General features: G+C 59.1%; 9 protein-coding genes. 3 read left to right on the top strand and 6 right to left on the bottom strand.

What is annotated here, in order from left to right; all coding sequences use genetic code 11:
• Genes SYN60AY4M2_RS06945 through SYN60AY4M2_RS06935 form a run of 3 tightly spaced genes read right to left on the bottom strand, consistent with a single transcriptional unit; the run spans nucleotide 1 to nucleotide 3714 of the window.
• Nucleotides 1-1164: a molybdopterin molybdotransferase MoeA gene (locus SYN60AY4M2_RS06945; RefSeq protein WP_099812594.1), complete on the bottom strand. Its 1164-nt coding sequence runs from the start codon at nucleotides 1162-1164 to the stop codon at nucleotides 1-3.
• Nucleotides 1142-1615 carry a nitrate reductase associated protein gene (locus tag SYN60AY4M2_RS06940; protein WP_011429093.1) on the bottom strand — a complete coding sequence of 158 codons (474 nt, stop codon included), beginning with the start codon at nucleotides 1613-1615 and terminating at the stop codon, nucleotides 1142-1144. The genes SYN60AY4M2_RS06945 and SYN60AY4M2_RS06940 overlap by 23 nt, the downstream gene beginning before the upstream one ends.
• Nucleotides 1612-3714 (bottom strand): nitrate reductase, encoded by a 2103-nt coding sequence (locus tag SYN60AY4M2_RS06935; RefSeq protein WP_099812593.1) that lies wholly within the window; start codon nucleotides 3712-3714, stop codon nucleotides 1612-1614. The genes SYN60AY4M2_RS06940 and SYN60AY4M2_RS06935 overlap by 4 nt, the downstream gene beginning before the upstream one ends.
• Before the next feature lie 508 nt (nucleotides 3715-4222).
• Between SYN60AY4M2_RS06935 and SYN60AY4M2_RS06930 the strand changes: the two genes are divergently transcribed.
• The 3 genes from SYN60AY4M2_RS06930 (at nucleotide 4223) to SYN60AY4M2_RS06920 (ending at nucleotide 6771) form a co-directional block, all read left to right on the top strand.
• The gene (locus tag SYN60AY4M2_RS06930; RefSeq protein ID WP_099812592.1) at nucleotides 4223-4657 is read left to right on the top strand and encodes a hypothetical protein; all 435 of its coding nucleotides are present in this window, start codon (nucleotides 4223-4225) and stop codon (nucleotides 4655-4657) included.
• A 121-nt stretch (nucleotides 4658-4778) separates the two neighbouring features.
• A complete protein-coding gene (locus SYN60AY4M2_RS06925) occupies nucleotides 4779-6101 on the top strand; it encodes a dihydroorotase (protein WP_099812591.1) in 1323 nt (440 codons plus the stop codon).
• Nucleotides 6102-6369: 268 nt separating this feature from the next.
• The gene (locus SYN60AY4M2_RS06920) at nucleotides 6370-6771 is read left to right on the top strand and encodes a SaoD/DsrE family protein (RefSeq protein WP_099812590.1); all 402 of its coding nucleotides are present in this window, start codon (nucleotides 6370-6372) and stop codon (nucleotides 6769-6771) included.
• A gap of 9 nt (nucleotides 6772-6780) precedes the next feature.
• Here SYN60AY4M2_RS06920 and clpB read toward each other — a convergent pair whose 3' ends face one another.
• The 3 genes from clpB to phoU all read right to left on the bottom strand — a co-directional run bounded on the left by clpB (nucleotide 6781) and on the right by phoU (nucleotide 12600).
• Nucleotides 6781-9423, bottom strand: coding sequence for an ATP-dependent chaperone ClpB (gene clpB, locus SYN60AY4M2_RS06915; protein WP_011429097.1), 2643 nt, complete (start codon nucleotides 9421-9423; stop codon nucleotides 6781-6783).
• Between the two features lie 192 nt (nucleotides 9424-9615).
• A complete protein-coding gene (locus SYN60AY4M2_RS06910; RefSeq protein ID WP_099812589.1) occupies nucleotides 9616-11901 on the bottom strand; it encodes a ribonuclease R family protein in 2286 nt (761 codons plus the stop codon).
• Between the two features lie 57 nt (nucleotides 11902-11958).
• Nucleotides 11959-12600, bottom strand: coding sequence for a phosphate signaling complex protein PhoU (gene phoU, locus SYN60AY4M2_RS06905; RefSeq protein WP_099812588.1), 642 nt, complete (start codon nucleotides 12598-12600; stop codon nucleotides 11959-11961).
• Nucleotides 12601-12753 lie beyond the last annotated feature (153 nt).

The raw sequence follows: 12753 nt of genomic DNA, 5'->3' as shown, positions 1-12753 counted from the left end.
TTAGTACCACGGATAGAATTGGATGCTTTGCTCGGGGCTGAGGATAGTTTGAGCCGGGGGTAACTCTACAAAGCCATCGCTGTCTGTTAGAGCGATGAAGTCTCCGGAGTTGTTAGGCATAATCGGTGTAAAGACTCGGTTGGCGCTCATCTTAACGGGCACAAAAAGAGTGAGATTGGGTTTGAAGGTAATGACTTCACTTAGGTGCCCAGAGTCAGTGTTACGGTTGAGGAGATAACGATGCAAACATACAAGAGCTGAGATGGGGTTGCCTGGGAGGCCCCAAACTATAGTATTGGCCTGATGGTCGATGCCAAACCACATTGGCTTGCCTGGCTTTTGCGCCACGCCGTGGATGTAGGCAGTAACACCACAGCTTTGCCAGATGGCCGGCAAGTAGTCACACTTTCCCCTTGAAACACCCCCAGAGTAAATCAAGAGGTCGTAGTTTGGGGTATTGGCTTGGTAGTGGGTGGCAATGGCAGCAGGATCGTCCGGAAGGTGATCGGTCTCAACCTCGGTATACCCGTAGGCAAGAAGAGCCGCTCGGAGGGCCTCAGCGTTGGAGCGCCGCAGTTGGTAGGGTGCAGGGGTTTGCTCAATGGGAATCAATTCGCTGCCAGTTGCCACAACTTTGATGCGAGGAGTCCTCTCAACTTGGATGCGGCTGTAGCCAAAGGAGGCCAAGATCCCGACGTGGATGCTCTTGAGGGTAATGCCGGGGCGGAGAACCAGCGCTCCTGCAGAACAATCGCTACCTTGGGGATGAACAAAATCACCCCTGTTGCGTTCGACTTCCTGGATGATGGTGGCAATTCCTCCCTCGATACGAATTTGCTCGTAGGGAATGACGAGATCACTACCCAGCGGCAGGGCACAGCCAGTCATCACTTCCAAGCACTGCTGCGGATCGGGCAGGGTGGCAGGGCTTGTCCCCGCAGGGGCTATGCCTGCAACAGCAAAGCTTCGCTGCCCAGCAGCATAAGCGGCATAGTTGATGGCGATACCGTCCATCAGGACCCGGTTAATTGGCGGGTAGTCCCGATCGGCGTAGATCGGCTCTGCCAAAACCCGGCCCACACAGCTTGCAATCGGGATCGACTCGGTTTTGGCTGGCAGCCAGTGGTCTTTAATAATGGCTTCAGCTTCCTGGACAGTGACCATAGGTGTGGGGTGCGGAAAATTCCTGAAAGGCGGGTAGGAAATTGCGGTTTTCGTGGCCAGGGCGACTGAGCTTAATGAGGGCAAAGCGCTGCAACGGGGTCAGCTTTTGCCATAGCTCAAGAGTCAGCACGACCCCCTTGGCTGCCGCCTGCTCAAGAACGCAGTCAGGGATGGTGGTAGCGTCTTCCCAGGCAGGGTTTGGATCAACAGTTACCTCAGCGGCCTGCTCTTGGCAGACACTTTCGATAAGGTGAATTAGGTAGGCGCGGTAGGCAGCTCGGTTGTCAGCAGTATCCGTTGGCAGGTCAACCAAACTTTGGCGCTGCTGGTAACTAAAACGCAGCCACTGATGTAACTTGAGCTTGATGCCGCACTGATCGAGCTTTAAGCGCACGATCATGGGAATGCAGCGAAGGCTGTCGGCAAAGTCTTGCTCAAACTTAAAGATCATTTTGGTGGCCGCTCGATGCGACTAAGCTTGACGGCACAGGCTTTGAGTTCAGGTTGCTTTGAGCTGGGGCAGGCAACCGGGTGGGTGAGAGCGTTACAGCTTGTATCATTGCCCCACAATGCCCCCCAGTGCATGGGCATGAACACTGTGCCAGGGCTGATGGCGCAGGTAATTTTAACCGGCAGGGTAGCCTTGCCGCGCCGTGATTCAATCCTCACCCAGTCACCCTCAGTTAGCCCTACCTTGCTGGCATCGCGGGGATGGATTTCGAGAAAGGGTTGGGGGTGCATTGCTCGGATTTTGGCGACATGTCCAGTGCGGGTTTGGGTGTGCCAATGGCCATAGAGACGTCCTGTGGTGAGGATGTAGGGATATTCAGGGTCGGGCGGCTCGGCAAGGCCGCGGGAATGGCTGGGGATAAAGCGGGCACGACCTGTGGGCGTTGGGAAACGGTGAAAGGACTCCGTCCCGCTGGCGCGATCGGTATAGAGGTTGCGGGTCTCCACTGAACCTGTGCGCGGATATGGCCATTGCTGAGGCCCCTGGCGCAGGAGCTCATGGCTGAGGCCAGACTGATCGCAGAGACGCCCGGCAGTTAGACCCACATATTCGGCAAAGACCTCAGCGCTATCGGCAAAGTCAAATGCCTTGGCAAAGCCCAGGCGGCGGCCTACTTCCGCCCAAATTTCCCAATCAGCCCGCGCTTCACCAGGAGGGTTACGCCAAGCTGGACAGAGGGTAACGCGGCGCTCCGAATTGGTCATGGTGCCTGTCTTTTCGCCCCACTGGGCAGCAGGGAGTACCAGATGGGCATAGGCAGTGCTTTCGGTGGGGAAGTAGGCGTCTTGGACAATCGTAAAGGGCGACCGCGCCAGAGCTGCTTCTACCCGACGTAGATCAGGCAGGCTCACCAGGGGATTGGTGGCGGCAATCCAGAAAATATCGAGGGCATCGGCTTCGAGGGCACGGATCATCCCCAGCGCATCAAGGCCAGGTTCAGGGTTAATTGGGCCAAGCTGCCAGTGCTGCTCCACTGCTGCCCGATCCTCTGGATTCGTAACCTTGCGGTAGCCGGGCAATAGATGTGCCAAGCCGCCCGCTTCTCGACCGCCCATAGCATTGGGCTGACCTGTTAGCGAAAAGGGCCCTGCCCCTGCAAACCCTATCTGGCCGGTGAGCAAATGGAGATTGATGAGGCTGGTCACCTTGGCCGTGCCTTCGCTGGACTGGTTAAGCCCCATCGACCACATGGAAAGCGTTTTCTGCGACTGCTGCCACAGTCGCGCAACAGCAAGTACCTCCTCAACTTCTAGGCCACAGCGGCTGGCTACTTGCTCAGGGGTGTAGTCGGCAACCAGGGCAGCATAGGCTTCAAAGCCTTCGGTGTGCTGGGCAATGAAGTCATGGTTGATGGCGCCCCACTGAATGAGTAGGTGAGCAATGCCATTGAGCAAGTCAATATCGCTACCTGGAGTAATCCTCAGATACAAATCGGCCTCCTCAGCCGTCTGCGTACGACGGGGATCCACCACAACAATCTTTAGGCTTGGGTCGCTTTTGTGGCGCTTGCGCAAGCGATTGAACAGAATTGGGTGGCATTCAGCGGTATTGGTGCCGATCAAAAAAGCCAGCTCGCAGCTATCGAGATCCGTGTAGCTACAGGGGGGGCCGTCCGAGCCGAGACTCTGGCTGTAGCCCTCTACGGCAGAAGACATGCAGAGGCGGGAATTGCTGTCGAAGTTATTGCTTCCTAGACACCCCTTAAGTAGCTTTTGGGCAATGTAGTAATCTTCGGTTAGCAACTGCCCTGAGCCGTAGATGGCAATCCTTTCGGGAGAGGTCTGGCGAATGCGCTCGACAATTAAATCCAGCGCTTGATCCCAGCTCACCGGCTGGAAATCCTCGCTGAGGCTAGGGCGATAGAGAGGCACCGTAGCCCGATTGCAATCGAGGGTTTCCAGGAGAGTCGCACCCTTAACGCAAACCATGCCCTGGCTGGACGGATGAGCTCGATCGCCGCGAATTTTTGTGCCGTCGGCCAGAATTTCTAGGCCACAACCAACCCCACAGTAGGGACAAAGGCTGCGTACGTTATCCATGTTCCCCCTCTGTTGTTACTTGGCTTGGTGTGGGCAAGGCGGCCGTAGGGAAAGAAGCTAGGGGTGTTGGGCCTAAGGCCTGCTTATCTAGCTGTCCTTGCCGCGGTTCTCACAAGTTCCAACGCCCCAGCCTAGAGACATTGACCTGGAACTTTTGTAGCTTGCGTTACTTTTTGCTCCTCACTATGCGGAAACATCATAGGAGGAATGCTTGAGCAGCATAGCCACCTCCTGCCAACTGCGGTTAGGTCTCTAGGCAAAGCAAGGGAGAAACAGGCAAGGAGTGCTCCTAAAGGCTCCGTCCCGCTAGACGAGGCGAGGAAAGTTTTAGGTCTGTAAAGGGCAACCTGAGATCTGAGATCAAGCTGCATAGGGGAGAAAGGCCCCCGAGTCGTTTGCACTTGGATACTGACGCTCCAAAGGGGAAGCAGACGCTGCTATGAGCTGACTTTCTCTTCATAAAGCCTATCTAATGCTCTGCCGTCGAGCAACTAAAGCTCCGCACGTCATGACCTTGATCAAGCTGCTGGCGGTAATCGTAATTGTCGGCATTCTCTCTGCTATTAGCATTCCCAATTTTCTTAACCACATTCGCCGTTCCAGAGTTGCAGAAGCCCAGACAGCTCTAGCAGCTATCGGCGGTGCTTCAGAAGTTTTCCGAATGGACTTCATGGTTTATCCTCCTGCCTACGCCGATATTGAATTTGGCGGGATCCACAGGGATCGCTATTTGCAAGATCCTTGGCAAGCCCCCAACTATCGTCTTCCTGAAGTTGTTCCTCCCACTGCCAGCTCAAGCGGCGTTCGTTGGATGACTGAGTCTCACACACATACAACTGTTAGTGGGGATCTCCTGCGCTGCGACCTTGGCTTAGGGGATCGCCAGCAAGAGGTTTTGGCCTCTGGCTACGACCTGCGCAGCTCTTGCAACCTCTATCGCTAGGAAGACAAGACTCGGGCAACTTGAGCTTGAGCTGCCGACTAGCTGTTCCATCGATTGGCCGGTTCTTAACCTGCTCGACAGGTGTTATCTTGAAAGCGCCTGTGAAAGGGGAAGCGGAGCTTTGGCCAGTAGCCTGCTGATCCGCAATGCCGAGCTGGTGGTACCGGAAGGGGATCCCTGGCTGGGAGATGTGCTGGTGAAAAACGGGCAGATTGCCGAGATCGGCCAGCATCTGGCTGCAGAAGGGGTGGCCAGGGTCATCGACGCCGAGGGCCATACCCTGATGCCGGGGGTGATCGACCCCCAGGTTCACTTTCGCGAGCCGGGCCGGGAGCACAAAGAAGACCTACAGACGGGATCCTGGGCCTGTGCCCGCGGCGGGGTAACCAGCTTTTTGGAGATGCCCAACACTGACCCGCTGACGATCGACCAGGCAACGCTGGATGACAAGTTGGCCCGGGCCGCCAGCAAGTGTGTGGTCAATTACGGCTTTTTCATCGGCGCTACCGCCGATAACTTGAAGGAGCTGCAGACGGTGCAGGGGGCTTGCGGCATCAAGATCTTCATGGGATCCATGCATGGGCCCCTGTTGGTGGATGATCAGGCGGCGCTGGAGCGGATTTTCGGGGAAACGGATCCCAACTTCTTAATTGCCGTCCATGCCGAAGATCTGTCTCGCATCAAAGCTCGTAAGGCCCTGTTTGCCGGACGCACAGATGTAGCCGTTCACTCGCAAATTCAGGACGAGGAATCGGCCCTGATCGCCTCACGGCGGGCTTTGGACTTGGCCACCCGCTACCGCCATCGCCTACACATTTTGCACCTTTCCACCGGCCTAGAGGTGGAACTGCTGCGCCAGCACAAGCCGGCCTGGGTGACGGCAGAGGTGACCCCCCAACACCTACTGCTCAGCACCGCCGATTACGCTCGTCTGGGATCCCTGGCCCAGATGAACCCCCCCCTGCGGGATCCCGCTAACCTGGCCCAACTGTGGCAGGGGCTGCACGACGGGATCCTGGATTGCATTGCCACTGACCATGCCCCCCATACTCTGGAAGAAAAGGCTCAGCCCTACCCCCACTCCCCCTCGGGTATGCCGGGAGTAGAGACGGCCTTGCCCCTGATGCTGACTGCAGCGCAGCAGGGCCGCTGCACGCTGGCGCAGGTGGTGCAGTGGATGTGTGAGGCGCCGGCCCGCCTCTACCGGATCCCCAACAAAGGGCGGCTGCAGGTGGGCTACGACGCCGACCTGGTGCTGGTGGATCGCCACACACCCAAACCGGTGCGGCGGGAAGAGCTGCTGACCAAATGCGGCTGGAGTCCCTTCGAGGGCTGGGAATTGGTGGGCTGGCCCCTAGTCACGATCGTGGGCGGACAGATTGCCTTTCAAAACGGCCAGGTGGATCCCTCGGTGCGGGGAAAGGCTCTTCAGTTTCAGCGCTAGCCAGGGATCCCTGCTATCCCGCAAGGGCTTCCGATAGCAGCAGGACAGAAGTGGCGCAGTAGCCTATCCTAGCTTCCCTCTCCCTTTGGGGGAGAGAAGCCAGGCCTGAGGGCGGGATGGCGCAAAAGCCTCAGGAACGGTCTCAGGCTGGTTTGCCGATCACCACACACCTCGGCCTGCTGGGTCCGGCAACTCTGGCCCAGAAACTCGTGTTACTCTGAAAATGATAATTACTGATAATCAAAATTGAAAACGGCAAGGGGGCCTCATGAAAGTTGCCTACGTGTTCACTCACCCTCGCTGCGGCACCTATAAGTTGGGCCAGATGATCCTGCCCCAGCTAGAAGCAGGGGTGCATGGAGCGCAGGTGGTGGGCATGTTCTTTTTCGACGACAACTGCTTTGTTTTGCGGCAGGGGGATCCCATCGGCGAGCGCCTGGCCAAGATTGCCGAAGCGCAGAACATTTTGCTGATGATGTGCGACATGTGCGCCCTGGAGCGCAACCTGGCGGAAGGGGAACCCAAGTGGTGCGACTCAAAAGGCCAGGGGCGCAAGGAGCCGGGCCATTGTGTTCCCAAAAACGTGGTCAAAGGGGTGCAGGTGGGCTGCTTCCCCGACCTCTACGCGGCCTTGCAAGACAACCCACCTGACCAGGTGATCAGCCTCTAGCCAACTGGCCTAGCTGACGGCTACAGCAGCAGGCGGCTCTTGGCGGGGCTGAGAGCCGATCTTGCGGAAGATCAGCCGCTCGTTGGCCACCTCCACCAGGATGCGGTCGCCGGGCAGGAACTCGTTTTCCAGCAGCTTGGTGGCGAGGGGGTTTTCGATCTCCCGCTGGATTACCCGCTTCAGCGGGCGGGCGCCAAACACGGGGTCGTAGCCCAGCTCGGCCAGGTAGTCCTTGGCCTCTTCGGTGAGGACAATTTCAATTTGCTGATCCGCCAGCAACTGCTCCACCCGCCGCATCTGCAGGCTGACGATCTGGCGGATTTGCTCTTTGGTTAGAGCGTGGAAGATGATCAGTTCATCCACCCGGTTGAGGAACTCCGGCCGGAAGTGGTGCCGCAGCATGGCCAGCACCTGGCTTTTCATCTCCTCGTAGCGGCTCTCGTCGCCGCCAATTTCCAGGATGAGCTCGCTGCCAATGTTGCTGGTCATGATGATGATGGTGTTTTTGAAGTCCACCGTCCTGCCTTGGGAGTCGGTGATGCGGCCGTCGTCCAGCACCTGCAGCAGGATGTTGAAGACATCAGGGTGGGCTTTTTCCACCTCGTCAAAGAGCACCACCGAGTAGGGGCGCCGCCGCACCGCTTCCGAGAGCTGCCCGCCTTCTTCGTAGCCCACATAGCCCGGCGGAGCCCCAATCAAGCGGGAGACGGAGTGCTTCTCCATGTACTCCGACATGTCGATGCGCACCATGGCCTCGGAGGTGTCGAAGAGGAACTCCGCCAGGGCGCGGGCCAGCTCGGTCTTCCCGACGCCGGTGGGCCCCATGAACAGGAACGAGCCGATGGGCCGATTGGGATCCTTGAGGCCGGCCCGGGCCCGCCGGATGGCGGCTGCCACCGCCGCTACCGCCTCGTCTTGGCCCACCACCCGCTGGTGCAAATGGGCTTCCAGGCGCAGCAGCTTCTGCTTTTCCGACTCCATCAGGCTGGTGACTGGGATCCCGGTCCAGCGGGAGACGATCTCGGCAATGTCTTCGGGCGTCACCTGCTCCCGCAACAAGGGCTCGCCGTTGGCCTGCAGCTTGGCCAGGTGGGCCTCCTGCTCTTGGATCTGGCGCTCCAGCTCCATGAGCTTGCCGTATTTGAGCTCGGCAGCGCGGTTGAGGTCATATTTTTGTTCTGCCTGTTCAATCTGCAGCTTGACGGCATCCCGCTCGGCCTTGAGGTTTTGCAGCCGCTCGATGGCCTCTTTTTCCATCTGCCAACGGGCGCTCAGCTCCCGCTGCCGCTCCATCAAGTTGGCCAGCTCCTGCTCAATTTTGCCCAGGCGCTCTTTGGAGGCGGGGTCGTCTTCTTTCTTGAGGGAGAGCTCCTCCATCTGCAGTTGCATGATGCGCCGGTCGATTTCATCCAATTCGACGGGCTTGGAGGTGATCTCCATCTTCAGCTTGGCCGCCGCTTCGTCCACCAGGTCGATGGCCTTGTCGGGCAGGAAGCGCTCGGAGATGTAGCGGTTGGAGAGGACTGCCGCTGCCACCAGGGCCGAGTCGCTGATTTTGACCCCGTGGTGCAGCTCGTAGCGCTCTTTGAGGCCGCGCAGGATGGAGATGGTGTCTTCCACGGAGGGCTGATCCACATACACCGGCTGGAAGCGGCGCTCCAGGGCGGCGTCTTTTTCGATGTGCTTGCGGTATTCATCCAGGGTGGTGGCGCCAATGCAGCGCAATTCGCCGCGGGCCAGCATGGGCTTGAGCAGGTTGCCGGCATCCATCGCCCCTTCGGCCGCCCCTGCCCCCACCACGGTGTGCAGCTCGTCGATGAAGAGGATGATCTGCCCTTCCGATTCGGTGACCTCCTTGAGCACGGCTTTGAGGCGGTCTTCAAACTCGCCGCGGTACTTGGCGCCGGCAATCAGGGATCCCATATCCAGGGCGATCACCCGCCGGTTTTTCAGCGACTCCGGCACGTCTCCCCGGTTGATGCGCTGGGCCAGGCCCTCGACGATGGCGGTTTTCCCCACACCCGGCTCGCCGATGAGGACGGGGTTGTTTTTGGTGCGGCGGGAGAGCACCTGAATGACGCGGCGGATCTCGTCGTCCCGCCCAATCACCGGATCCAGCTTCCCTTCGCGGGCGGCCTTGGTCAAGTCGCGGCCATAGCGCTCCAGGGCCTCGTAGCGGGACTCGGGATTTTTGTCGGTAACCCGCTGTTTGCCTCGCACCTGTTGGATAACGGGCTTGAGGCGCTCGACCGTCAAGCCCAGGGGTGCTAGAACGCGCTTGCCCACCCGCTCGTCGTCCAGGGATCCCAAAAGCAAGTGCTCTACCGAGATAAAATCATCGCCATACTCTTTGCGAAACTCCTCGGCTCGATCCAGCGTGGTCTCCAGGCCGCGGCCTAGGTAGAGCTGATCCACCCGCGCCAGCTTGGGCTGCTGGTTGATAAAGCTTTCCACTCTATCCCGCACCAGCCTCGGATCGAGGCCGGCCCGCTGCAAAATGGTCTGGGTGAGACCCCCCTCTTGATCCAGAAGGGAGATCAGCAAATGCTCGGTTTCCAACTGTTGCTGCTGGTGCCGCCGGGCTACATCTTGGGATTGGACAATGGCGCTCCAGGCTTTCTCGGTAAATTGGTTGGGATTGGTGGGCTGCATAGGGGTTTGGCAGGAGTTTTTTTACAGTGTATAGGAAGACAATGCAGGGGGCAGCCAAGGGGCTCTCAGCCCTTGCTGCCGACTTGGGGAAGCGCTGCTGGCATCCTACGATCCAGGTATCGCCTATTTTGCCAAAGCCGGAGTTCGCAACAACCGTCCCCTCCTACCGCGATTGATGGACGGATCCCCGCCTTATTCCTCTTCTTCGTAGGGCCGTCCCTCGCCGATCACCGCCAGGTCAATTTGTTGGCGGTAGTAGTCTACGTTTTTAATCTGCACCTCCACCCGATCCCCCAGGCGGAACTGGCGCCGGCTTTTGCGCCCTACCAGGGCCTGCTGGCGGCTGCGGTATTCGTACCAGTCGTTTTTCAGGGTGCTGACCCGCACCAAGCCTTCCGCCAAGATGGGATCCACCTGCACAAAAAAGCCGTAGTTCTGGACGCTGACGATCAGGCCGGGGAACGTCTCCCCCAGGTGTTTTTGCATGAACTCGCACCGCTTCAAGCCCATCAGCTCCCGCTCTGCCTGTTGATGGAGCTGATATCCCGCCTGGATTTTGGGCAGTTGCGCTTGGAGAAAGGCCTGCCACTCCTCATGCACTTTTGGCGGCAGCACCTGCCAATCAATTTGGTCGTAGCTGCCGGGGCCATGCAGATCCACCACGGTTTTGGAGCGCGGGCTGCGGCGATCCCGTCCTTTGCTCAAGGCTAGGTGCAGAGCCCGCAAATTCAGCAAATCGGCATAGCGGCGCAAAGGGGCAGTAAAAGAGGCGTAGGGCTCTTTGAGGCCAAGGCCAAAATGGCCGAGCGGCTCCTGCAGCGGCTGCAGGCAATACTCGACGGGGGGCAGAGTAGCCAACAACTGGGCCACCAAGGCTGGGCTAGTCCCTGCGGCCAAGACATCGGGGGCGGTGATGCGGGCACAGATCCGCTGCCAATCGGCTAACGTCACAGCTTCTGGATCCTGCAAGTTCAGATCCAGCTTCATGGCGTTGGCCAGACGCAAAAAGTTCTGCAGGGCCTCAGCGGTGGGGGGCTTCTGCACGCGGGCCAACGAAGGGATCCCCAATTGGCGCAAATGGTGGCCCAAGGTTTGGTTGGCCAGCAGCAGAATTTCGGTCATCAGGGCGTGGGCGCCGAGGCGATCGCTGACCAGCAGGGGCCCATAGCCGCTTTCATCGGCAGAGTAGGGGGTGAGCAAATCCAACAGGGGCAGATCGAACCCGCCTGCCTGGTGGCGCTTGACTCGCAGGACTTGGCTGAGACGGAGCAGGTTTTGCAGCAGGGCCATCAACTCCGGCACCTCCTCATCGGGGCCCAGATCCGCGGCGGTGGCCAAGAGAGCCTGCACCTGGCCGTAGGAGAGGTGGGCCCGCGACTGCACCAGGCTGGGGTGGATCTCGAAGTTGCGCACCACCCCTTCGGGGTCAATGGTCAGCAGCAGCGAGTAGGCCAGACGCTCCTGCTGCGGCAACAGAGCCAGGCGGCTGTGCACTTCCGGCGGGAAAAGGGGCAGCACCACGCTATCCAGGTAAACCGTGGCGGTGCGCCGCTGCGCCTCCCGCTCCAGGGGGTGATCCGGATCCAGCCAGTGGGCTACATCGGCAATGTGCACCCCCAGCAGCCAGTGGCCCTCTTCTTGCCGCTGCAGGGAGACGGCCACGTTGGGCTCGAGGCCGTGGGGGTGCTGCAAGTCCAGCGGCTCCAGCGTGACGCAAAACCAGTCCCGCAGATCGCGACGGTTCTTTTGGTCGGAGCGGCTCAGCTTTTTGGGCAGAGTTGCCGCAGCCTCCAGCACCGCCGGGGGAAACTCCTGGGGCAGGTCGTACTTGCAGCAGACCAGATCCGCATCGATGGACGCCTCCGGGCCATTGCCCAAGATCTTGCGAATCGTGCCCACGGGGGGCAAGTTGCCCAGCGGGTAGCGCTCCACTTCCACATAGGCCACCCGACCTTCCGCCAGCTCGGCAGGGGATCCCTCGGTCAAGGCCAGCTCGAACAGCAGCCGGTCATCCAGAGGCACCACCCGGAAACCCTCTTCCGTCTGTTTGAGGCGGCCCACGAGAGTGGGATTGGCCCGTTCCACAACAGCTACCACCTCTCCCTCTGGGCTGCGGCGGCGATTGCCTTCTTTGGTAATCCGGGCTATCACTTGGTCGCCGTTCCAAGCGCCGCTAAGGTTGCTGCCGTGGATATACACATCCTCTGCCCCCGGTTCATCCCGCACGGCAAAGCAAAAGCCCTTGCTGGAACAGCGCAAACGCCCCACCACCAAGGATTCATCCGGCTTACGCCGATAGCGGGGCGGATCCCCTGTCCGTTCGAGAAACCCCGCCCGTACCAGACCATCGAGGGCAATCTCGAGCATTTCCGGCGCTTCTGGGTCTGAGGCTGGCAGGAGGGCAAGCAGCGCGTCTTTATCGGTCCATTGCTCGGCAGGTTGAGAGAAAAAGTGATGAAAAATCCGAGAGAAATCCATTGCGGGTATCCAGGGGGAATGAGAGCCGCGATTAAGGGACAGGCGCAGCCACTTGGATTAGTCGCGGTGGCCGGTGACGATAAAGGCTACTCGCTGACCGATGTTGGTGCAGTGGTCGGCCAGACGCTCTAGGTAGCGGATCGCCAGCAACATCAACAGGATAGGCTCGATCGATCCCTTGATGTCAGACTGCTGCGCCAACGTATTGTAAAGGTTGGTGTAGTCTTCATCAACGGCGTCGTCTTCCCGCTTCAGTTGTCGGCCCAGCTCGGCATCCAACTCCGTCAGGGCGGCCAGGCTGTGGCTGAGCATTTTCTGGCAGCGCTGCATCATCAGGCGAATGCAGCTCAGCTCCGGGGGCGGCGGGTACATGACCAAGCGCAGGGCCACTTCGGCCAAATCTTTGGCGTAGTCGCCAATCCGCTCCAAATCGCGTACCAGTTGCATCAGGGTACTGATCCAGCGCAGATCCCGCGCCACCGGGGAGCGCAAGGCAATCAAATTAATACAGTCTTTCTCGATTTGACGATAAAAACGGTCAATTTGCTTGTCTTGGGCGATCACCTGTTCGGCGGCGGCCAAGTTCTGTTCAAACAGGGCCTGCTGGGCCAAGACCACCGACTTTTCCACCAGCGCCCCCATGCGCAGCACATCCTGCTGTACCCGTTTGATGTGAAGTTGTAGCTCGGCTTGCCCCATGGCTTTCTCCCATGAATGTGGGCAGGGGGGAAATGTCTGCAGTCGTTTTGGATCACCAGAGCCAGTTGATCTCAATCATGGCAAACTTCGCCTGGAATAGGGGCAGGGAAGATGGCCAACTTGGGGGAAGATGAAAATAGCGGTTGCCCTTTG

Source organism: Synechococcus sp. 60AY4M2, from assembly GCF_002760375.1.
Lineage (GTDB): Bacteria > Cyanobacteriota > Cyanobacteriia > Thermostichales > Thermostichaceae > Thermostichus.
This window is presented reverse-complemented; position numbering and strand designations above follow the sequence as displayed.

What these genes read in the sequence shown, in the direction of transcription:
- SYN60AY4M2_RS06945 (WP_099812594.1), bottom strand. Translation starts at nt 1,164, where the DNA reads ATGGTCACTGTCCAGGAAGCTGAAGCCATTATTAAAGACCACTGGCTG.
- SYN60AY4M2_RS06940 (WP_011429093.1), bottom strand. Translation starts at nt 1,615, where the DNA reads ATGATCTTTAAGTTTGAGCAAGACTTTGCCGACAGCCTTCGCTGCATT.
- SYN60AY4M2_RS06935 (WP_099812593.1), bottom strand. Translation starts at nt 3,714, where the DNA reads ATGGATAACGTACGCAGCCTTTGTCCCTACTGTGGGGTTGGTTGTGGC.
- SYN60AY4M2_RS06930 (WP_099812592.1), top strand. Translation starts at nt 4,223, where the DNA reads ATGACCTTGATCAAGCTGCTGGCGGTAATCGTAATTGTCGGCATTCTC.
- SYN60AY4M2_RS06920 (WP_099812590.1), top strand. Translation starts at nt 6,370, where the DNA reads ATGAAAGTTGCCTACGTGTTCACTCACCCTCGCTGCGGCACCTATAAG.
- clpB (WP_011429097.1), bottom strand. Translation starts at nt 9,423, where the DNA reads ATGCAGCCCACCAATCCCAACCAATTTACCGAGAAAGCCTGGAGCGCC.
- SYN60AY4M2_RS06910 (WP_099812589.1), bottom strand. Translation starts at nt 11,901, where the DNA reads ATGGATTTCTCTCGGATTTTTCATCACTTTTTCTCTCAACCTGCCGAG.
- phoU (WP_099812588.1), bottom strand. Translation starts at nt 12,600, where the DNA reads ATGGGGCAAGCCGAGCTACAACTTCACATCAAACGGGTACAGCAGGAT.